Source organism: Streptomyces sp. CB02058, assembly GCF_001905505.1.
Classification (GTDB): Bacteria; Actinomycetota; Actinomycetes; order Streptomycetales; family Streptomycetaceae; genus Streptomyces.
The window spans coordinates 1,112,346-1,134,177 of the sequence record NZ_LIPG01000002.1 but is presented as its reverse complement, the minus strand read 5'-3'; the positions used below and the strand labels follow the sequence as shown (position 1 = coordinate 1,134,177).

General features: G+C 70.6%; 15 protein-coding genes. 7 read left to right on the top strand and 8 right to left on the bottom strand.

Annotated elements, in window-relative coordinates:
• Positions 1 to 71 precede the first annotated feature (71 nt).
• The gene (gene dnaE, locus AMK10_RS12335; RefSeq protein ID WP_073747715.1) at positions 72 to 3,611 is read right to left on the bottom strand and encodes a DNA polymerase III subunit alpha; all 3,540 of its coding nucleotides are present in this window, start codon (positions 3,609 to 3,611) and stop codon (positions 72 to 74) included.
• A 220-nt stretch (positions 3,612 to 3,831) separates the two neighbouring features.
• Between dnaE and AMK10_RS12330 the strand changes: the two genes are divergently transcribed.
• The 5 genes from AMK10_RS12330 to AMK10_RS12310 all read left to right on the top strand — a co-directional run bounded on the left by AMK10_RS12330 (position 3,832) and on the right by AMK10_RS12310 (position 9,889).
• Positions 3,832 to 5,157: a DUF2252 domain-containing protein gene (locus AMK10_RS12330; protein ID WP_073747714.1), complete on the top strand. Its 1,326-nt coding sequence runs from the start codon at positions 3,832 to 3,834 to the stop codon at positions 5,155 to 5,157.
• Positions 5,158 to 5,214: 57 nt separating this feature from the next.
• The gene (locus tag AMK10_RS12325) at positions 5,215 to 5,937 is read left to right on the top strand and encodes a hypothetical protein (protein WP_073747713.1); all 723 of its coding nucleotides are present in this window, start codon (positions 5,215 to 5,217) and stop codon (positions 5,935 to 5,937) included.
• Between the two features lie 44 nt (positions 5,938 to 5,981).
• Positions 5,982 to 6,797: a DsbA family protein gene (locus AMK10_RS12320; RefSeq protein WP_073747712.1), complete on the top strand. Its 816-nt coding sequence runs from the start codon at positions 5,982 to 5,984 to the stop codon at positions 6,795 to 6,797.
• A 168-nt stretch (positions 6,798 to 6,965) separates the two neighbouring features.
• Positions 6,966 to 8,630, top strand: a complete 1,665-nt coding sequence (locus AMK10_RS12315) for an alkaline phosphatase D family protein (RefSeq protein ID WP_073747711.1) — start codon at positions 6,966 to 6,968, stop codon at positions 8,628 to 8,630.
• A gap of 284 nt (positions 8,631 to 8,914) precedes the next feature.
• Positions 8,915 to 9,889 (top strand): zinc metalloprotease, encoded by a 975-nt coding sequence (locus AMK10_RS12310; protein WP_073747710.1) that lies wholly within the window; start codon positions 8,915 to 8,917, stop codon positions 9,887 to 9,889.
• Between the two features lie 55 nt (positions 9,890 to 9,944).
• Here AMK10_RS12310 and AMK10_RS12305 read toward each other — a convergent pair whose 3' ends face one another.
• Positions 9,945 to 10,523: a dienelactone hydrolase family protein gene (locus AMK10_RS12305; RefSeq protein WP_073747709.1), complete on the bottom strand. Its 579-nt coding sequence runs from the start codon at positions 10,521 to 10,523 to the stop codon at positions 9,945 to 9,947.
• 37 nt (positions 10,524 to 10,560) lie between these two features.
• Here AMK10_RS12305 and AMK10_RS12300 point away from each other — a divergent pair, with 37 nt between their 5' ends.
• Complete coding sequence (locus tag AMK10_RS12300) at positions 10,561 to 11,706, top strand: mechanosensitive ion channel family protein (protein ID WP_073747708.1); 1,146 nt, start codon at positions 10,561 to 10,563, stop codon at positions 11,704 to 11,706.
• An 18-nt stretch (positions 11,707 to 11,724) separates the two neighbouring features.
• Here the strand turns inward: AMK10_RS12300 and AMK10_RS12295 are convergent, their stop codons facing one another.
• From AMK10_RS12295 to AMK10_RS12275, 5 genes are all read right to left on the bottom strand, one after another.
• Positions 11,725 to 13,311, bottom strand: coding sequence for a Na+/H+ antiporter (locus tag AMK10_RS12295; RefSeq protein WP_073747707.1), 1,587 nt, complete (start codon positions 13,309 to 13,311; stop codon positions 11,725 to 11,727).
• 108 nt (positions 13,312 to 13,419) lie between these two features.
• A complete protein-coding gene (locus AMK10_RS12290) occupies positions 13,420 to 13,896 on the bottom strand; it encodes a GNAT family N-acetyltransferase (protein WP_073747706.1) in 477 nt (158 codons plus the stop codon).
• Positions 13,893 to 14,834 (bottom strand): RluA family pseudouridine synthase, encoded by a 942-nt coding sequence (locus AMK10_RS12285; protein WP_073747705.1) that lies wholly within the window; start codon positions 14,832 to 14,834, stop codon positions 13,893 to 13,895. Before AMK10_RS12285 ends, AMK10_RS12290 begins: the two co-directional genes overlap by 4 nt.
• Before the next feature lie 23 nt (positions 14,835 to 14,857).
• Positions 14,858 to 15,472, bottom strand: a complete 615-nt coding sequence (gene lspA / locus AMK10_RS12280; protein ID WP_073747704.1) for a signal peptidase II — start codon at positions 15,470 to 15,472, stop codon at positions 14,858 to 14,860.
• Positions 15,473 to 15,631: 159 nt separating this feature from the next.
• Positions 15,632 to 16,534: a TraR/DksA family transcriptional regulator gene (locus AMK10_RS12275; protein ID WP_073747703.1), complete on the bottom strand. Its 903-nt coding sequence runs from the start codon at positions 16,532 to 16,534 to the stop codon at positions 15,632 to 15,634.
• 564 nt (positions 16,535 to 17,098) lie between these two features.
• Between AMK10_RS12275 and ileS the strand changes: the two genes are divergently transcribed.
• On the top strand, positions 17,099 to 20,248 hold the full coding sequence (gene ileS, locus AMK10_RS12270) for an isoleucine--tRNA ligase (protein ID WP_073747702.1): 3,150 nt from the start codon (positions 17,099 to 17,101) through the stop codon (positions 20,246 to 20,248).
• Positions 20,249 to 20,686: 438 nt separating this feature from the next.
• Here the strand turns inward: ileS and AMK10_RS12265 are convergent, their stop codons facing one another.
• Entirely contained in the window at positions 20,687 to 21,832 is a 1,146-nt protein-coding gene (locus tag AMK10_RS12265) for a DivIVA domain-containing protein (protein ID WP_073747701.1), read from the bottom strand.

Genomic DNA, 21,832 nt, shown 5'->3' with positions numbered 1-21,832 from the left:
CCGCGGGGCCGACAGGCCGAGAGGGGCGCCCCGCCGATGGCGGGGCGCCCCTCTCGCGGTTCCAGGGTCCGTCAGCCGGCCAGGCAGGACGGGCCGAGCAGCACCTTCAGGTCGCCGAAGAGGGCGGGGTCGGGCTTGACGCGGTGCCGGTCGAGCCGGAGCACGGTGGTCTTGCGCGGGCCCTGGAGCCTGATGCGCACCTCGGTGTCGCCCCGGTGGTTGTTGAGCACCTCACCGAGCCTGCTGACCATGGGCGGGGTGACCCTGACCGTGGGGATGGTCAGGACGACGGGCGCGTTGGACCCTGCGTTGGAGATGTCGGGGACCTGCATCTCCATGGCGACCAGGCGCGGCACGTCCTCGCGCTTGTCGAGGCGTCCCTTGACGAAGACGACCGTGTCCTCGACGAGCTGGGTGGAGACCAGCTGGTAGGTCGCCGGGAAGAACATGCATTCGATGGAGCCCGCGAGGTCCTCGACGGTCGCGATGGCCCAGGCGTTGCCCTGCTTGGTCATCTTGCGCTGGAGGCCGGAGATGATGCCGCCGACGGTGACGATCGCGCCGTCGGAGTGCTCACCTCCGGTGAGCTGGGAGATCGCGGCGTCCGACTTGTCGGACAGGACGTGCTCCAGCCCGAAGAGCGGGTGGTCGGAGACGTACAGGCCGAGCATCTCGCGCTCCTGCGCGAGCAGATAGGACTTCTCCCACTCGATGTCGGAGAACTCCACGTCGAGACCGAAGCCCGGCTCGTCGCTCGCCTCGTCGCCCATGCCGCCGAAGAGGTCGAACTGCCCCTCGGCCTCCTTGCGCTTGACCTGGACCACGTTGTCGATCATCGGTTCGTGGTGGGCGACGAGCCCCTTGCGGGTGTGGCCCATCTCGTCGAAGGCACCGGCCTTGATGAGCGACTCGATGGTGCGCTTGTTGCAGACGACCGCTTCGACCTTGTCGAGGAAGTCGGGGAACGTGGAGTACTTTCCCTTGGCCTTGCGGCACCGGATGATCGAGTCGACGACGTTCTGCCCGACGTTGCGGACGGCGGTCAGGCCGAAGAGGATCACGTCGTCGCCCTGGGCGGCGAAGTTCGACTCGGACTCGTTGACGTTCGGCGGGAGCACCTTGATGCCCATGCGCCGGCACTCGTTGAGGTAGACCGCCGACTTGTCCTTGTCGTCCTTGACGGAGGTCAGCAGGGCCGCCATGTACTCGGCGGGGTAGTTCGCCTTGAGGTAGGCCGTCCAGTAGGTGACCAGGCCGTACGCGGACGAGTGCGCCTTGTTGAAGGCGTAGCCCGCGAAGGGCACCAGGACGTCCCAGAGCGCCTGGATCGCCTGGTCGGAATAGCCGTTCTTCTTGGCGCCGGCCTGGAAGAGGACGAAGTTCTTCGCCAGCTCCTCGGGCTTCTTCTTGCCCATCACGCGGCGCAGGATGTCGGCCTCGCCGAGGGAGTACCCGGCGATGATCTGGGCGGCCTTCTGGACCTGCTCCTGGTAGACGATGAGGCCGTAGGTCAGGCCCAGCGTCTCCTTGAGCGGCTCCTCCAGCTCCGGGTGGATCGGGGTGATCTCCTGCCGGGCGTTCTTGCGCTCGGCGTAGTTCGTGTGCGAGTTCATGCCCATCGGGCCCGGCCGGTAGAGAGCCGAGACGGCGGAGATGTCCTCGAAGTTGTCGGGCTGCATCTGGCGCAGGAGCGAGCGCATGGGGCCGCCGTCGAACTGGAACACGCCGAGCGTGTCACCGCGGCAGAGCAGCTCGTACGTCTTGGGGTCGTCCAGCGGCAGGGCGAGCATCTCCAGGTCGACGCCCTTGTTGGCCTTCACCATCTTGATGGCGTCGTCCATGATCGTCAGGTTGCGCAGACCCAGGAAGTCCATCTTGAGCAGGCCGAGCGACTCGCACTGGGGGTAGTCCCACTGTGTGATCGTCACGCCGTCGGTGTGCCGCACCCAGATCGGCGCGTGGTCGACGATCGGCTCGCTGGACATGATCACGCCGGCCGCGTGCACGCCCATCTGCCGGACGAGGCCCTCCACGCCCTTCGCGGTGTCGATCACCTTCTGGACGTCCGGCTCGTTCTCGTACATCCCCCGGATCTCGCCCGCCTCGCTGTAGCGCGGGTGCTTCGGGTCGGTGATGCCGTTGAGGTCGATGCCCTTGCCGAGGACGTCGGCGGGCATGGCCTTGGTGAGGCGGTCGCCCATCGCGTACGGGTAGCCCAGGACGCGCGCGGAGTCCTTGATCGCGTTCTTGGCCTTGATCTTGCCGTAGGTGCCGATCATGGCGACCTTGTCGGCGCCGTACTTCTCGGTGACGTACCGGATCACCTCGACGCGCCTGCGCTCGTCGAAGTCGATGTCGACATCGGGCATGGAGACGCGCTCGGGGTTGAGGAAGCGCTCGAAGATCAGCCCGTGGGTGATCGGGTCGAGGTCGGTGATGCCCATGGCGTACGCGACGATGGAGCCGGCGGCCGAGCCTCGGCCGGGTCCCACCGCGATGCCGTTGTTCTTGGCCCACATGATGAAGTCGGCGACGACGAGGAAGTACCCCGGGAACCCCATCTGGATGATGATGTCCATCTCGTACTCGGCCTGCTTCTGCCGGTCCTCGGGGACGCCGCCGGGATAGCGGCGGCCCATGCCGACCCGGACCTCCTCCTGGAACCAGGTGACCTCGGTGAAGCCGTCCGGGATCTCGAACTTCGGCATGAGGTCGCGCTTCTCGAACATGCCCGCGGTGTCGATCTGCTGCGCGACCAGGAGGGTGTTGGCGCAGCCCTCCTGCCAGGCGTCGGAGGAGTCGACGCCGTACATCTCCTCCGTCGTCTTCAGGTAGTAGCCCGTGCCGTCGAAGCGGAAGCGGTCCGGGTCGGAGAGGTTCTTGCCGGTCTGGATGCAGAGCAGGGCGTCGTGCGCGGTCGCCTCGTTGGCGTAGGTGTAGTGCGAGTCGTTCGTCACGAGCGGCGGGATGTCCAGCTTCCGGCCGATCTCCAGGAGCCCGTCGCGGACCCGGCGCTCGATCTCGATGCCGTGGTCCATCAGCTCCAGGAAGTACCTGCCCTCGCCGAAGATGTCCTTGTAGTCGGACGCGGCCTGGACCGCCTCGTCGAACTGCCCGAGCCGCAGCCGGGTCTGCACCTCGCCGGAGGGGCACCCGGTGGAGGCGATCAGACCCTCGGACCACTGGGAGATGGTCTCCTTGTCCATGCGCGGCCACTTCTGCAGCCAGCCCTCGGCGTACGCGTCCGAGGACAGCTTGAAGAGGTTGTGCAGCCCGGTGCTGTTCGCCGCCCAGATCGTCTTGTGGGTGTAACCACCGGAACCCGAGACGTCGTCCCGCTTCTGGTGCGGCTGGCCCCACTGGATCTTGCGCTTGTGCTTGCGCGACTCGGGGGCGACGTACGCCTCGATCCCGATGATCGGCGTCACCCCTGCCTTCTTCGCCGAGTGGAAGAAGTCGTACGCCCCGTGGAGGTTGCCGTGGTCGGTCATGGCGATGTGCGACATCCCCATCTCGTTGCACGCCTCGAACATGTCCTTGAGCCGCGCGGCACCGTCCAGCAGCGAGTACTGGGTGTGGACGTGCAGGTGCGTGAAGGGCGGCTTGCTCACGGCGCTGTGCCTCCGGATAGGTCTTCAGGGCGGCGCGGAGCGCCTCGCTGAGGGGGGTGATCGGGCGACGGACGGGAGATGACGGCTCGGGGGGACGACGTGGAAGTCTACGTCTCCGAGGTGACGGACGTCGGGCACTCCGGGGTACGGTCGCGCGTTGGAAGACGAGGGACGCCCGTCCCTTTTGTCATGAACGCCATGTACCAGGAGGCACCCAGCGATGTCGGACACGCACACCGGCGCAGAGCAGCGCGGGGAGCAGATTCTCGCCGTTTTCGACACCGCTTTCGGGCAGCTCCTGGCTGCCGACCCCGCAGCGTTCCGGGTCAAGTTCCGCAAGATGGCGGGCTCGGCCTTCGCGTTCTACCGGGGCTCGGCCGGCCTCTTCTACGCCGACCTCGACCGCGAGCAGCACAGTGGCGCCTATCTCGACGAGCGGACGAGCCGGGTGTGGATCCACGGCGATCTACACGCCGAGAACTTCGGCACGTACATGGACGCCAACGGCCGGCTCGTGTTCAACGTCAACGACTTCGACGAGGCCTATGTGGGCCCGTTCACCTGGGACCTCCAGCGCTTCGCCGCCTCGGTGGCCCTGATCGGTTACGCCAAGGCCCTGAGCGACGACCAGATCACCGAGCTCGTCCGGGTCTACGCCGCCGCGTACCGGGAGCGGATCCACGCCCTGGCGACCGGCGCGAAGAACGACGAGGTGCCGCCCTTCACCCTGGACACCGCCGACGGCCCGCTGCTCGGCGCGCTGCGCGACGCCCGGGCCCTGACCCGGTTCGGGCTGCTGGACTCGATGACGGAGATCCGGGACTTCGAGCGCCGCTTCGCCGCGGGCGGCGGCGCGATCGACCTGGACGCCGCCACGCGCTACAAGGTGCTCGCCGCCTTCGACGGCTATCTGGAGACGCTGCCAGAGGCGAGCCTGGCCCGGCCCGACTCGTACCGCGTGAAGGACGTCGTCGGCCGCCGGGGCATCGGCATCGGGTCGGCGGGCCTGCCCTCGTACAACATCCTTCTGGAGGGCAACAGCGACGCCCTGGAGAACGATGTCGTGATCTATCTCAAGCAGGCGCAGACCCCCGCCGTCTCCCGGCACGTGACCGACGCCTCGGTGCGGGACTACTTCCAGCACGAGGGGCACCGCACGGTGATCTCGCAGCGCGCGCTCCAGGCGCACGCCGACCCGTGGCTGGGCTGGACCGAGCTGGACGGGTCCGGGCAGCTGGTCGCCGAGGTCTCCCCGTACGCGGTCGACCTCGACTGGTCCGACATCGACGAGCCGGAGGAGTTCGCGGCGGTCGTCGCCGACCTCGGCCGGGCGACGGCGACGATGCACTCGGCCGCGGACGACGAGAGCGGGCACTCGCTGGTGCCGTTCTCAACCGAGCGCGCGATCGACGCCGCCATCGCGGCCGACGAGGAGGGCTTCGGCGACCTGCTGGTCGACTTCGCCCACAGCTACGGTGCCCGCGCCCGCCGCGACCACCAGATCTTCGTGGACCTCTTCCGCAACGGCCGCATCCCCGGTCTGTAGGGGCCCGCGCGCTTCCTTAGGGACCGCTTACAGGTACGCATGACACACTCTCCGGCGATGGACGTATCAGGGACGCAGATCAGAGCGGTACGCGCGGCGCTGTTCACCGCGCTCGTCGTCACGCTCTCCTCCGCGTCCCATGTGCTGCTCTCCCGGGTCCCGCTGCCGCTGACGGCGATCGCGCTGCTGGCCGGCGTCGTCTTCGCCGTGGCGTTCGCGCTGGCGGGCCGGGAGCGCGGCTTCGGGGCGATCGCCGGACTGCTGGTTCCGCTGGAGCTGGCGGCCGACACCGTGTTCACCACCGGCCAGCACCTCTGTTACGGGGCGGCGGGCGGGCCGATCGCGGGCCCGCTGCGCTCGGTGGGCGTCGATGTGCTCTGCGGTGGCGAGGCCGGTGCGTCCGACCGGCTCTCCGGCGTGGCCGCGGTCGGCACGCCGCTGGCCGGAGTGACCGCCACGGGCGACCACGCCGCCGCCCTGCTGGCCTCGCCCGGACCGGCCGTGCCGTGGCTGCTGCTGGCCGCGCACGTGACCGTGGGCCTGCTCGCCGCCGCCTGGCTGCGGCGGGGCGAGTCGGCGCTCGCGGGGCTGCTGGTCGCGGCCGCCGCCCTGGCGTTCCGGCCGCTGCTCACCGCCTTCGCCGTGGCGGGGGCGCCCCTCCGGCGGACGCCGGGCGGGGCCCGCGGCGCGGGACGGCCGCACCCGCTCGCCCCGGCCCGCCTCCTCGTGCACTCCGTGGGCCGCAGGGGCCCACCGCGCTCGGTCTGCACCTCTGTCTGAGTACGCGGTACGAAACCCCCCTGAACCCGTTACGGAGCACCCCCATGAGCAAGCGCAACAGCCAGGCCAACAAGTCCGCCGCCCGTGAGCGGCTGCGCGTGGAGCGCGAGCGCCAGGCCAAGAAGGACAAGGCACGCAAGCAGATCGTCGTCGGCGTCTCGGTCGTCGCCGTGCTGGCGATCGCCGGAGGCGTCAGCTACGGCGTGATGCAGCTGAACAAGCCCTCCGCCTGGGAGGCCGCGGCGGACGCGAAGAACATCACCGCCCCCAAGAACACCTCGGGCGACGACGGCACGACCGTCGTGATCGGCGAGTCCAGCGCCAAGAAGACCCTGGAGCTGTACGAGGACTCGCGCTGCCCGATCTGCGCCACGTTCGAGCAGACGGTCGGCGAGACGGTGGCCAAGGACGTCGACGCCGGCAAGTACAAGATCAAGTACGTGGGCGCGACCTTCATCGACAACTCGGACAGCGGCGAGGGCTCGAAGAACGCCCTCAGCGCGCTGGGCGCGGCGCTGAACGTGAGCCCGGACGCCTTCCTGGAGTACAAGACCGCGCTGTACTCCGCGAAGTACCACCCCGAGGAGACGAACGACAAGTTCGCCAAGGACAGCTATCTGCTCGACGTGGCGGACTCCGTGGACGCGCTGAAGGGCAACAAGGCGTTCCAGAAGGACGTCGAGGACGGCACGTACGACGCCTGGGCGATGAAGATGTCCGAGACGTTCGACAAGAGCGGGGTGCAGGGCACTCCGACCCTCAAGATGGACGGCAAGACGCTCACCGCCGAGGGCAGCGAGAACGCCCCGATGACGGTCGCGGACTTCAACACGGCGATCACCAAGGCGCTGAAGGGCTGACACACGCCCGCCCACCTGATGGGCCGTACCCGCGTGCCCGGCATGCAGGAGAACTCACGGCCCGACAAGGACGACAGGCGCAACTCCTGGCGACATCCGGCCAACAGGCGGGCGAACTTCCTTGGTTCGCCCGCCTGTTCGCTTTACCCGCCAGTAGGGTGATCGCCCGTGACCAGACGACAACTCTCCGCCGCACCCACCCGCCGCACCGTCGTGAAGGCCGCCGCCGCCACCGCGGTCGCCGCCCCGGTGCTCGCCGCCACCAGCGCCCGTGCCGCCGACGGCCCGGCCTTCCTGCACGGCGTCGCGTCCGGCGACCCGCTGCCCGACGGCATCCTCCTGTGGACCCGCGTCACCCCCACCCCGGACGCCGTGCCCGGCTCGGGCCTCGGCGCCCCGGCAGGGGTGGTCTGGGAGGTGGCCGAGGACAAGGCCTTCACCCGGGTCGCGGCCCGGGGCACGGCCGTCGCACGGGCCGAGGCCGACCACACCGTCAAGGTCGACGTGCGGGGGCTGCGCCCGGCCACGACGTACTGGTTCCGCTTCGCGGCGGCACCCGGCGGGACGGAGGGCGGCCAGGGCGTCCCCTCCCCCGTCGGACGCACCCGCACGGCACCCGCCGCCGGGGAGGCCGTCCCCGGGATCAGGTTCGGCGTGGTGTCCTGCGCCAACTGGGAGGCCGGCTGGTTCTCCCCGTACCGCCATCTCGCGGCCCGTGCCGATCTCGACGCCGTGCTGCACCTGGGCGACTACATCTACGAGTACGCCTCCGGCAGCTACCCGACCCAGGACACCGTCGTACGTCCCCATGCCCCGCTCCACGAGATCACCACCCTCGCCGACTACCGCCTTCGGCACGCCACGTACAAGACGGACACCGACCTCCAGGCCCTGCACGCCGCGCATCCGGTGATCGCGATCTGGGACGACCACGAGTTCGCCAACGACGCCTGGTCGGGGGGAGCCGAGAACCACACCCCCGGCACCGAGGGCGACTGGGCCGCGCGGGTGGCCGCGGCGAAGCAGGCGTACTTCGAGTGGATGCCGGTCAGGGCGTCGACCGCGGGGACCGTCTACCGGCGCCTGAGCTTCGGCCGGCTGGCGGAGCTGCACCTGCTCGACCTGCGCAGCTTCCGCTCCGAACAGGCCTCGATCGGCAGCGGAAAGGTCGACGACCCGGAGCGCTCGATCACCGGACGGGCGCAGCTGGACTGGCTGAAGGCCGGGCTGGCCGGATCGGACGCCGCCTGGAAGCTGGTGGGCACCTCGGTGATGATCTCGCCGGTGGCCTTCGGCGCGCTCCCGGCCGATCTGCTGGGGCCGATAGCGGAGCTGCTGGGCCTGCCCGGCGGGGGCCTGGCGGTCAACGTCGACCAGTGGGACGGATACACGGACGACCGCAAGGAGCTCATCTCCCATCTGCGGGACCGTGCGGTCACCAACACCGTGTTCCTGACAGGGGACATCCACATGGCGTGGGCCAACGACGTTCCGGTGAAGGCCGCGACGTATCCGCTGTCCGCGTCGGCGGCCACCGAGTTCGTGGTGACGTCGGTGACCTCCGACAACCTGGACGACATCCTGCGGGTGGCGCCCGGGACCGTGTCGGCGGTCGCCGCGACGGCGGTCAAGGCCGCCAACCGCCATGTGAAGTGGGTCGACATGGACTCGCACGGCTACGGGGTCCTCGATGTGACGGCCGAGCGCTCGCAGATGGACTACTACGCGGTGTCCGACAAGACGGACAGGAACGCGACGGCCTCCTGGGTCCGCTCCTACCGCACGCTCAGCGGCACCCAGAAGGTCGAGAGGACCGACGCCCCGGTGCGCTGACCGCGCGGTTCCGGCCATCCGCCGGTCTGTTAACAGGGTGACACGCCGTCATGTCGGGTGATGTGTCCGCGCTTTCGAATGCGGACACATCACCCGCGAAAGTAGCGCGACGCATGACGTCCTCATCTCAAACCTCGGGGCACACCGAAGAATTTTTCGCCATTGCCCCTGTACGCACCCCAATCATTGGGCCTGATCGATCCTCCTCCAGGCATGACATGGCCACGTAATCTCCCGGCGGCGGGTGAGGAAGTACCTCCCCCACATGTCCGCGAGGAGTCACCGTGCGCGCTCTTTCCCGCATATCCCGTCTGCGCCGTCCCGCCCTGACCGTCGCCGTCCTGGCCGGAACCCTGGCCCTGACCCCGCTCTCCACCGCGCCCGTGGGAGCCGCCGCGGCGGCGCCGTCCGCACAGGAGTGCGCGGACACCGTCACGAGCGCCACGGCGCGTGAGGCCCACCCCGGCTCCGGCCATGCCGCCGAGCCCAACGAGGTCAGCGCGTCCAAGGCCGCCGCCATGGACAAGGACCTCAAGGAGAGACTGTCGGACCGAAGAGTCGGCGGCTCGGCGCTGGTCGCGGGGGCCTCGGTGCCGGTCTACTTCCACGTGATCCACTCGGGCGCGACGGGCAAGCTCACCGCGGCACAGATCAGCAGCCAGCTCGGCGTGCTCAACGCCGCCTACGGCGGCCAGGGCACAGGCAACACCGCCTCCGGCTTCAGCTTCACCCTCGCCGGCACGGACTACACGGACAACGCCTCCTGGTACAACCTGAGTTCGGGATCGAGCGCCGAGAAGTCCATGAAGACCGCGCTGCGCAAGGGCGGTGCCGGGGCGCTCAACGTCTACACCGCCAACCTCGGCGGCGGCCTCCTCGGCTGGGCCACCTTCCCGAGCTCCTACAAGTCCAGTCCGTCGATGGACGGCGTGGTCGTCCTCGACGCCTCGCTGCCGGGCGGCTCGGCGGCCAACTACGACGAGGGCGACACGGCCACCCACGAGGTCGGCCACTGGCTGGGGCTGTACCACACCTTCCAGGGCGGCTGTAACGGCAACGGCGACTACGTCACCGACACCCCGGCCGAGAAGAGCCCGGCCTACGAGTGCCCCACCGGCCGTGACACCTGCACCAACAAGACCGGCGTGGACCCGATCCACAACTTCATGGACTACACGTACGACGCGTGCATGTACCAGTTCACCGCGGGCCAGGTGCAGCGCATGAACGACAGCTGGACCGCCTACCGGGCCGGCTGACCCGGCCGCACGCCGACGAGGGCCGCGCACTCCGGTGCGCGGCCCTCGTCCGTGCTCACAGCGTGGCGAGGAAGCCCAGCGAGACCTTCCACGTCAGGTCGGCGGCGGCCTGGTCGAAGTCGGGCAGGTCCGGGTCGGTGAACAGGTGCCCGGCCCCGGGATAGCGGTAGACCTCGACGTCCGCGCCGGTCCGCTGCATCTGGAGGTACCAGCTGTTCAGCCAGTCGTGCGACTCGAAGGGGTCGGGGTCGGCCACGTGCAGCTGCACGGGCAGCTCGTCCACGGTGGCGTTCTCCGCGATGTCCGAGGTGCCGTGGAGCAGCAGCAGCCCGCGCGCCTTTGCGTCGCCGAGCGCGAGGGTCTGCGCGACCGACGCCCCGAAGGAGAAACCGGCGTACACGAGGCCCTGGTCGGAGTAGGGCGCGGCGGCCAGCACGGCGCGCTTGAGCAGCTCGTCCTTGCCCACCTGCTCCTTGAAGGCCATTCCTTCCTCGACGGTGTCGAAGGTGTGCCCCTCGAAGAGATCGGGCACGCGCACCTCGTGCCCGGCCGCACGCAGCCGGTCGGCAGCCGCGTGCACAGCGGGCCGCAGACCAAAGGTCGAGTGGAAAAGCATGATGTTCATGAGGCCCATGGTGCCAGCTGTGCCCTGATGCTTGGAGGACGAGGGAATGGAGAACATACTGCGGCCGCTGCTGGTGGTGGGCGGCTCGCTGGTGATCACGCTGGTGGTGGGCTGGCTGGTCGACCTGCTGCTCAGGCGGGCCGACAGCCGTCACCACGAGACGCCTCTGTGGGGTCTGTTGCGGCTCTGCCGGCCACCCCTCCAGGTGGTGCTGTGCACCGCGCTGCTGAGGGGCAGCTTCACGCAGATCCGTCTGGAGGCCGTCCGGGACCACCGCGCCATGATCGGCCAGCTGCTGACGCTGGTGCTGATCGCCGCATCGGCCTGGCTGGTCATCCGCGTCGCGGCCACGGTCGTCGAGTCCACGTACGCCCGCTACGCCTCGGCCTCCCGGGACGCCGCGAGGGTGCGCCGGGTCCGTACGCAGGTGACCCTGATCCAGCGCGTGGTGACCGCGGTCGTGGCGACGGTCGCGGTCGCCGCGATGCTCCTCACCTTCCCGGCCATGCGCACGGTCGGCACCTCCATGCTCGCCTCCGCCGGCGTCCTCGGCATCGTGGCCGGTGTCGCCGCCCAGTCGACGCTCGGCAACCTCTTCGCCGGGTTCCAGATCGCCTTCGGCGACATGGTGCGCATCGGCGACACCGTGGTCGTGGACGGGGAGTGGGGCACGGTCGAGGAGATCACCCTGACCTTCCTCGCCGTACGGACCTGGGACGAGCGGCGGATCACCATGCCCGTGTCGTACTTCACCAGCAGGCCGTTCGAGAACTGGTCGCGCGGCGGGGCGCAGATGACCGGCACGGTCTTCTTCCAGCTCGACCACTCGGCGCCGATCGCGGCGATGCGCGACCGGCTGAGGGACATCCTCGGCGAGTGCGCGGCCTGGGACGGCCGCGACTGGTCGCTGGCCGTGACGAACACCACCCCGTCGACGATCGAGGTACGGGCCGTGGTCACCGCGAAGGACGCGGACGACATCTGGACGGCGCGCTGCGCGGTGCGGGAGCAGATGATCGGCTGGCTCCGGGACCACCACCCCTACGCGCTGCCGAGGATCCTGACGGCCCCCGGCTCCCTCGCACCGGGCGACCACTGGCCCGAGCTGACGGGCGCGGCCGGCAAGGCGCGGGCGTCGGACGACGGCCACGGCCCGGAGCTGGACAGGACCCCGCGCACGGGCCGCGGCTGAGGCCCCGCGCGCGCCGGGTCAGTGCAGGCTGCGTACGTCCAGGTACCGCAGCACCCGGTCCACCACCTCGGGGTCCGAGCCCGGCTCGCTGCGGGCAGCGAGCACCGCGTGGCGGGCGGCCGACATCATCTCGCGCTGGATGCGGCCGATCTCCTTGAACCTCGCGGCGCGCTGCGCGTACGCCTCGCGCCGTTCCTCGTCGACCATGTCGGGGCTGATCCGCGCCCCGATGTCGTACGCCGCCCGCTGCAGCCGCTCCAGGACCTCGTCCGGGAGCGGCTCGGCGGCCTGGACCTCCTTGAGCCTGGCCCTGGCCGCCTTGGCGGCGCGGACGGCGAGATCGCGCTCCAGGGCCTGTTCCGCGTGGGTGTCCGCCCGTACGCCGAGCTTGCGCACCAGCCACGGCAGGGTCAGCCCCTGGAGCACGAGGGTGACCATGATGACGGTGAAGGCGATGAAGACGATCTCGTCCCGGCCGGGGAACGGCTTGCCGTCGTCCGTCTCCAGCGGGATCGCGAGCGCCAGCGCCACCGAGGCCACGCCGCGCATCCCGGCCCACCACATGATCACCGTCTCGCGCCAGCTGGTGGGGATCTCCTCGCTGTAGTCCCTGCGGGTGTGCAGCCGCTTGGCGAGCCAGGTGGCGGGAAGCAGCCACAGGAGCCGTACGCCGATGACGACCCCGGCGACGGCGAGCCCCCAGCCCAGCAGGCGCGGCACCCGGTCGTCGGCCGTGCCGAAGACGTTGTGGAGTTCGAGGCCGATCAGTCCGAAGGCGACCCCCGTGACGAGGGTGTCGACGATCTCCCAGAAGGACCGGCCGGTGAGCCGGCCGAGCACGTCGTCGGCGTCGGCCGTGTGCTCGGCGAGGAAGAGCGCCGTGGTGAGGACGGCGAGCACGCCCGACCCCATCAGCTCCTCGGCGAGCACATAGCTGACGAACGGCACGAGCAGGGTCAGGCCGACCTGGAGGGTGGCGTCGCCCAGGAAGCCCATGAGTTTGATGGTGAGCCAGCCGAGCACCACGCCGACCACCACGGCGACGACGGCGGAGAGCACGAGCAGCCCGAACGCGGCGGGCAGCGAGAAGGTGCCGCTGACGGCCGCGGCGATGGCCACGTGGTAGAGCACGATGGCCGTGACGTCGTTGAACAGCCCCTCGCCCTCCAGGATCGACACGAGCCTGCGCGGCAGTCCGACCGAGCCCGCGACGGCGGTGGCGGCGACCGGATCGGGCGGCGCGACGAGCGCGCCCAGCGCCACCGCCGCCGCGATGGGCAGGCCCGGCACGATCGCCTGGGCGACCGTGGCCACGGCGGCCGTCGTGACGAAGACGAGGGCGACGGCCAGGAGGAAGATCGGCCGTCTGTTGGCCGCGAACTGCCGCCAGGAGGTCCGCTGGACGGAGGCATAGAGCAGCGGCGGCAGGACGGCGGGGAGGATGAACTCGGGCGGGATGTCCACGTCGGGCACGAAGCTGGCGAAGGCCATGACGATCCCCGCGAGGGTCATCAGGATCGGTGCCGGCAGCCGCAGGCGCTCCCCGAGCGGGACCGTGACCACCGCTCCGAGCAGGAGCAGGAGCAGCAGTGCCATCTGGTCCACGTCGTGCCTTCCGCAGCGCCCTGGCCAGGGGCCCGTCGCTCAGCCGGTCAGGGTCCCAGCCTGCCATGCGGACCTGTGCGACCCCGGCACCCCCCGTGGGCCGGAAGGTCAGAGCGAGCGGCGCATGGCGCGGTGGGGCATCCCGGCGTCGGGGAACTCCGGCCCGTACGCCGCGTAGCCGAGCCGCTCGTAGAAGCCGAGCGCGTGTGTCTGGGCGTGCAGGTCGACGGCGGCCAGGCCGAGCGCGCGGGCCTCCTCCTCCACGGCGCGGACCAGCGCGGCTCCGACGCCCAGGCCGCGGGCCTCGCGGGTCACGGCGAGCCGGCCGAGCGAGCCGACGGTGAGGTCGCCGCCGGTCCTGTCCAGCGCGTCGTCACCGTGGAGCAGCCGCCCCGTGCCGAGCGCGGAGCCGTCCTCGGCCACGGCCAGGACATGGACGGCCGTCGCGTCGTGGGAGTCGTACTCGATCTCCTCCGGCACCTTCTGCTCGCCGACGAAGACGTCCTTGCGGACCTGGAAGCAGGCCGCGAGGTCGCTCTCGTCGAGGGCCCTGCGGGTGCTGTAGGTGGCGGGTCCCGAGGTCACTGGCTCTCCGCCGCGATCGTGTCGAGGGCGTGGCGCAGGTCGTCCGGGTAGAAGCTCTCGAACTCGACCCAGCCGCCGTCGGCGGGGTGCTCGAAGCCGAGCCGGACCGCGTGCAGCCACTGCCGGGTCAGGCCGAGGCGCTTGGCCATCGTGGGGTCGGCGCCATAGGTCAGGTCGCCGACGCAGGGGTGGCGGTGGGCGGACATGTGCACGCGGATCTGATGCGTGCGCCCGGTCTCCAGCTTGATGTCGAGCAGGCTGGCCGCGCGGTAGGCCTCGATGAGGTCGTAGTGCGTCACGGAGGGCTTGCCCTCGGCGGTCACGGCCCACTTGTAGTCGTGCTGCGGGTGGCGGCCGATGGGGGCGTCGATGGTGCCGCTCATCGGGTCCGGGTGGCCCTGCACCAGCGCGTGGTACTTCTTCTCGACGACCCGGTCGCGGAACTGCGCCTTGAGCAGGGTGTAGGCCCGCTCCGACTTGGCCACGACCATCAGGCCCGAGGTGCCGACGTCGAGACGGTGCACGATGCCCTGGCGCTCGGCGGCGCCGGACGTCGAGATGCGGTACCCGGCCGCGGCGAGGCCGCCGATCACGGTGGTGCCGGTCCAGCCGGGGCTGGGGTGGGCGGCGACACCGACCGGCTTCATGATCACGACGATGTCGTCGTCGTCGTGGACGATCTCCATGCCCTCGACGGGCTCGGCGACGATCTGGACGGGAGCGGGTGCCTGGGGCATCTCCACTTCCAGCCAGGCACCGCCGTGCACCCGCTCGGACTTCCCGGCCACCGCGCCGTCCACCTGGACCTTCCCGGCAGCGGCCAGCTCGGCGGCCTTGGTGCGGGAGAAACCGAACATCCGGGAGATGGCGGCGTCGACGCGCTCGCCTTCCAGGCCGTCGGGTACGGGCAGGGTGCGGACCTCGGGATACGTACTCACCAGTCGAGTATGCCTTGCGCCCGCTAGTCCTTGTGCACGGTGCCGTCGGGGTCCAGGCCCTTGAAGGAGAGGATCACGATGAGGATTCCGCCGCACACGATCGCGGAGTCCGCGAGGTTGAACACCGCGAAGTGCGCGGGGGCGATGAAGTCGACCACGGCGCCCTCGAAGACGCCGGGCGCGCGGAAGATGCGGTCGGTGAGATTGCCGAGCGCCCCACCGAGCAGCAGCCCCAGGGCGATGGCCCAGGGCAGGCTGTAGAGCTTGCGGGCGAGCCGGACGATGACGATGATCACGACGGCCGCGATGGCCGTGAAGATCACGGTGAACGCCTCACCGATCCCGAACGCGGCACCCGCGTTGCGGATGGCGTCGAACTTCAGCCACTCGCCGAAGATCTCGATCGGCTCCTCGTGCTCCAGCTTCGCGACCACGATCATCTTGCTGACCAGGTCCAGGAGATAGGCGAGGACGGTCACGACGAGGAGGACCAGGATCTTCTTCCTGCCCCGGCCGCTGTCCGCGCCTTCGCCCTCGGCCGGGGAGGAGCCCCCGGCGGGCTGCTGGGGCTCAGCTCCGTCGGCCCCTTCGGCATCGGGGATATCCGGCGTACCGATGATGCGCTCCGCCTCTGCCACGTGAGTCCCTCAACCTAGGTGCCTGACTGAGGACGAGGGTACGACACACCCGGGCGATCAGGGGCCTCCGGTCCCGTACCGGCCGCACCCGGAGGTGCGTGCCGGGGCCCGCGGCCCCGGGCGGGGTCCGCGGGGCCCGGCTGATCCGTACGAGAGGCCCTAACCCCGGCGCTCCTGCTTCTGCTTGTCCTCCACGCAGAGCGTGGCCCGGGGGAAGGCCTGCATCCTCGCCTTGCCGATGGGCTTCCCGCAGACCTCGCAGAGCCCGTACGTCCCCGCGTCGAGCCGGGCCAGGGCGCGCTCGGTCTGGTCCAGCGTCTCCTGGGCGTGGGCCGCCAGGGACAGCTCGTGCTCCCGGGTGATGTTCTTCGTGCCGGTGTCTGCGTCGTCATGGCCCGCCCCGTCACCGGAGTCGCGCATCAGGCCCGCCAGCGCCTCGCCCGAGGCCTCCAGCTCGGCCCGCAGCCGTGTGGCCTCGCCCGCGAGCTCGGTCCGCGCCTCCTCGACCTCCGCCTCGGTCCAGGGGTCCTCCCCCGGTCTGACGGCGAGGTCACCCGGCGCTGTCGCGGCGGCGACCCTGGCGGGGGGCACCGCTGTCGCTGTGCCCTCTCCTACAGCCGTGGTCCGGGCCGCGCTCTTCTTGGCTACCACCGTGTGGGCTCCTGTCTGCTCGGCGGCCTGGGCCGCCCCCGTGGCCTTCTCCGAAGCCTTCTCGGCTGCGTCTGTACCGGCCGTGCTCTTCTTCGCCGCGGCCTTCTTCGCCGCGGTCTTCTTCGCCGCGGTCTTCTTGGCCGCCGTCTTCTTGGCCGCGGCCTTCTTCGCCGCGCTCTTCTTCGCCGGCCCGTGGTGCGCCGGGTCCTGACCGGCCTCGTCCGGCGGATGTGCCGCCGGACCCTTGCCGGCCGCCTTCCTGGCCGCCTTCCGTGCCGGCTTCTCCTCGTCCGCCTCCGTGCCGGGCTCCTGGCCGGCCTCGTCGGCCGTGCTGCCGGCCTTCTCCTCGGCAGCCGCAGCCGTGGATCTCGCGGACGCCGTATTCGATCCGGCGGTCTTCTTCGCCACCATGGCCGCGGCCCCTTCACATATTGTGATCTTGCACGCGAATCGTGCTGGGACGATAAATCGACCCCAGCTCCGCGGCAACGGGGCACGCCGCCGGTTCGCCCCTCCCCGCGGCCGGGCAGCGACGCGCCTGCAAGCGTTGTGCCCAGCTCCCCGCGCGGTAATCCGCCCGCGCGCCCTCCGCGGGAACGCTTCCGCCCCGTGTGGCCATTCGGGTCACGCCCCGCGCCGCGGATAAACCGGTCGGCCGTCGCCCGTACGGGCCCGTACACTGGCCGCAGCGAGAGGCATGGACGGGACGAGTAGCGTCGTACGCAGCCAGGAGCGACCCGGGGACGGTGGAAGCCCGGGGGCGAGCGCGCCGCGAAGATCACCCCTGAGCCGCCGGAAGAAAGCCTTGGACCGTGGGCCCGCCCACCGGCGCAAGGCGACTAGACCCGGCATCGCGACCCCAATGAGGGGGCCACGGGCGCACGCCCGGGGCCAAGGAGGGTGGTACCGCGGGAGCCGATCCGGTTCTCGTCCCTCCGACGGAAGTGGAAGACGTCCGCCGGAGGAAGCCCGCACATGACATCGCCGCAGTACCGCCAGGTACCCGCCCAGGTCGACCTGCCCGCCCTCGAGCACGCCGTGCTCGACTTCTGGCGGGACGCCAAGGTCTTCGCCAAGAGCCTCGAACAGTCCGAGGGCCGCCCCGAGTGGGTCTTCTACGAGGGACCGCCCACCGCCAACGGCATGCCCGGCGCCCACCACATCGAGGCCCGCGTCTTCAAGGACGTCTTCCCGCGCTTCCGCACCATGCAGGGCTTCCACGTCGGCCGCAAGGCCGGCTGGGACTGCCACGGCCTCCCGGTCGAGCTGGCCGTGGAGAAGGAGCTGGGCTTCAGCGGCAAGAAGGACATCGAGGCGTACGGCATCGCCGAGTTCAACGCCAGGTGCCGTGAGTCCGTGACCCGCCACACCGACGCGTTCACCGAGCTCACGACGCGCATGGGGTACTGGGTCGACCTGGACGACGCCTACCGCACGATGGACCCGGAGTACGTCGACTCCGTGTGGTGGTCGCTGAAGGAGATCTTCAACAAGGACCTGCTGGTCCAGGACCATCGCGTCGCCCCCTGGTGCCCGCGCTGCGGCACCGGGCTCTCGGACCACGAGCTCGCCCAGGGTTACGAGACGGTCGTCGACCCCTCGGTCTTCGTGCGCTTCCCGCTGACGAGCGGTCCGCTCGCCGGCGAGGCCGCGCTGCTCGTCTGGACGACGACCCCCTGGACCCTGGTCTCCAACACCGCCGTCGCCGCGCACCCCGACGTGAGCTACGTCGTCGCGACGGACGGCCAGGAGAAGCTCGTCGTCGCCCGCCCGCTGGTCGAGAAGGCGCTCGGCGAGGGCTGGGAGCTCACCGGTGAGAGCTTCACCGGCCGCGAGATGGAGCGCTGGACGTACGACCGCCCCTTCCAGCTCGTCGAGTTCCCGAGCGAGGCGCACTTCGTCGTCAACGCCGAGTACGTCACGACCGAGGACGGCACGGGTCTGGTCCACCAGTCCCCCGCCTTCGGCGCCGACGACCTCCTGGTCTGCAAGGCGTACGGCCTGCCGGTGGTCAACCCGGTGCGCCCCGACGGCACGTTCGAGGAGGACCTCCCGCTGGTCGGCGGCGTCTTCTTCAAGAAGGCCGACGAGGCCCTCACCGAGGACCTGGCCGCGCGCGGCCGGCTCTTCCGCCACGTCCCGTACGAGCACAGCTACCCGCACTGCTGGCGCTGCCACACGGCCCTGCTCTACTACGCGCAGCCGTCCTGGTACATCCGCACGACGGCGGTCAAGGAGCGGCTGCTCCAGGAGAACGAGAAGACCAACTGGTTCCCGGACTCCGTCAAGAACGGCCGCTTCGGCGACTGGCTGAACAACAACGTCGACTGGGCGCTGTCCCGCAACCGCTACTGGGGCACCCCGCTCCCGATCTGGCGCTGCGAGGACAACCACCTGACGTGCGTGGGCTCGCGCGCGGAGCTGACGGAACTCACGGGCACCGACCAGTCGTCGCTCGACCCGCACCGCCCGTTCATCGACGAGATCACGTTCACCTGCTCGCACGAGAACTGCCAGCTGGAGGCGTACCGCGTCCCGGAGGTCATCGACGCCTGGTACGACTCGGGTTCGATGCCGTTCGCGCAGTGGGGCTACCCGTACAAGAACAAGGAGATCTTCGAGAGCCGTTACCCGGCGCAGTTCATCTCGGAGGCCATCGACCAGACCCGCGGCTGGTTCTACACGCTGATGGCGGTCGGCACGCTGGTCTTCGACAAGTCCAGCTACGAGAACGTGGTCTGCCTGGGCCACATCCTCGCCGAGGACGGCCGGAAGATGTCCAAGCACCTGGGCAACATCCTCCAGCCGATCCCGCTGATGGACCAGCACGGCGCCGACGCCGTCCGCTGGTTCATGGCGGCGGGCGGATCGCCGTGGGCGGCGCGCCGCGTGGGCCACGGCACGATCCAGGAGGTCGTCCGCAAGACGCTCCTCACGTACTGGAACACAGTGGCCTTCCAGGCCCTGTACGCCCGTACGTCGGGCTGGGCGCCGTCCGCGGCCGACCCGGCCCCCGCCGACCGGACGGTTCTTGACCGCTGGCTGCTCGGCGAGCTGGGCACCCTGGTGAACGAGGTCACGGCGGCGCTGGAGGCGTACGACACCCAGCGCGCCGGCAAGCTGCTCTCGGCCTTCGTCGACGATCTGTCCAACTGGTACGTCCGCCGCTCCCGCCGCCGCTTCTGGCAGGGCGACAAGGCGGCGCTGCGCACCCTGCACGAGGTCGTGGAGACGGTCACCCGGCTGATGGCCCCGCTGACCCCGTTCATCACCGAGCGTGTCTGGCAGGACCTGGTCGTCCCGGTCGCCCCGGACGCCCCGGAATCGGTGCACCTGTCATCCTGGCCGAAGGCGGACGACGCGGTGATCGACCCCGAGCTCTCCTCACAGATGGCGCTGGTACGCCGCCTGGTCGAGCTGGGACGCGCGACGCGTGCGGAGTCGGGCGTCAAGACCAGGCAGCCGCTCTCGCGCGCTCTGGTGGCGGCCTCCGGCTTCGAGTCCCTCTCCCCGGAGCTGCGGGCCCAGATCACGGAGGAGCTCAACGTCTCCTCCCTGGCCTCGCTCTCGGAGGTCGGCGGCTCGCTGGTCGACACCACGGCCAAGGCGAACTTCCGCGCGCTGGGCAAGCGCTTCGGCAAGGGCGTCCAGGCGGTCGCCAAGGCCGTGGCGAACGCCGACGCGGCCGCGCTCTCGCTGGCCCTGCGTGAGGGCACGGCGTCGGTCGAGGTGGACGGCGAGCAGGTCACCCTGGCCCCCGACGAGGTCATCATCACGGAGACCCCCCGCGAGGGCTGGTCGGTGGCGTCCGACTCGGGCGCGACGGTCGCCCTGGACCTGGAGATCACCCCGGAGCTGCGGGCGGCCGGACTGGCCCGTGACGCGATCCGCCTGATCCAGGAGGCCCGCAAGAACAGCGGCCTGGACGTGGCGGACCGGATCGCCGTCCGCTGGACGTCGGCGTCCCCGGAGACGACCGAGGCCCTGACCGAGCACGCGACCCTGATCGCGGACGAGGTCCTGGCCCTGGACTACGCCCGGGGCGAGGCGGACGACACGTACGGCACCCCGTTCGAGGACGAGGGCCTGTCCCTCACCTTCCGCCTCCGCAAGACCGCCCACTGACGAACCCCACCCCAGGGCCCCTCCGGCGAAACACCGGAGGGGCCCTTCACGTTTCCCGGCACCGCACCCCTCCGGCGACACACCGGAGGAACCCTTCACGTTTCCCGGCACCGCCTTCCAAGCCCGGCCCGGCACCACACTCGGCGCCCCCACCCGCACCGCCGCCCTTCAAGTTCGGCCGGCGCCCATTTCAAGCCCCTCCGGCGATTGAGGAGCGGGGTCCGGGGCGGAGCCCCGGTTACGGGAAGGGGCGGGCAGGGGCACAGGCCCCGCGCAGCGGCCCGCCCCGCGAACCGCACCCGCCCCCCGGCAGCACGCGGCACCCGGCACCCGGCACCCGGCACGCACGGCAACGCCAAAGGGCCGGGCCCCGGGGAAAATCCCCGGGGCCCGGCCCTTTGCCTGCCGACGGCTACGCGCTCAGCGAGCGCGAACCGATCAGTTGTCGTCCTCGTCGATCAGGAACCCACGCATCGGCGACGGCGCCTGCTGCATCGGCTGCGGCGCCTGCGGCCGCACCGGCGCCATCGGCTGCGTCATCGCCGGCGACATCTGCTGCTGGCCGCCACCGTACGACGGGCCACCACCCATCGACTGGTTGCCGCCACCCATCTGCTGGCTGCCGTGACCACCGTGGTTGCCGCCCATGGTGTGTCCCATCGCACCCGCACCGGCCGGGGCCAGCGAGGGCGACGGCGGCAGCGAAGCCGCGGCCGGGGCCCGCGGCGGAGCCAGCGAGTCGTCGGCCTGGGTCTCCAGCTGACGCAGCTGGCTCTCCAGGTAGGACTTCAGACGGGTCCGGTACTCGCGCTCGAAGCCGCGCAGGTCCTCGACCTTGCGCTCCAGCGTCGCGCGGGCCGACTCCAGCGAGCCCATCGCCACGCGGTGCTTCTCCTGCGCGTCCCGCTCCAGGGCGTCCGCCTTGGCACGGGCGTCACGCTCGAGGCCCTCGGCACGGCTGCGCGCCTCGCCGACGATCTTGTTGGCCTCGGAACGGGCCTCCGCGATCGCCTGGTCGGCGGTCTGCTGGGCGAGGGAGAGGACACGGGCGGCGCTGTCGCCACCAGGGCCCTGACCGGGCTGCTGCATCTGCTGCTGCTGCATCTGCTGCATCTGCTGCTGCGGAGCGTGACCACCCATGGGGCCGCCCATCGGGCCACCCATGGGACCGCCCTGCATCGGGCCGGGGCCGTGCGGGCCCTGCGGACCGGGACCGTGGCCGCCCTGGGGACCATGGCCGCTGGGACCGGCAGGCAGCTGCGGAGCTCCACCGGGCAGCTGGGGGGGACCCATCTGCGGGGGCTGCTGCTGCACCGGCGGACCAGATATGGCGGCGGGCACCGGGGCACCTGGCCGTTCCTGCTGTTCCGGCGGTTTGCGCATGCCCTGCTGCTGCTGGTTCTGCGCGGCCGCGCGCGTGGCAGCGGCCAGCTTGGCGCGCAGGTCCTCGTTCTCACGCAGCAGTCGGGTCAGTTCCGATTCGACCTCGTCGAGGAAGGCATCGACCTCGTCCTCGTCATAGCCTTCTCGGAGGCGGACGGTCGTGAACTGCTTGTTCCGCACGTCCTCGGGGGTCAGCGGCAT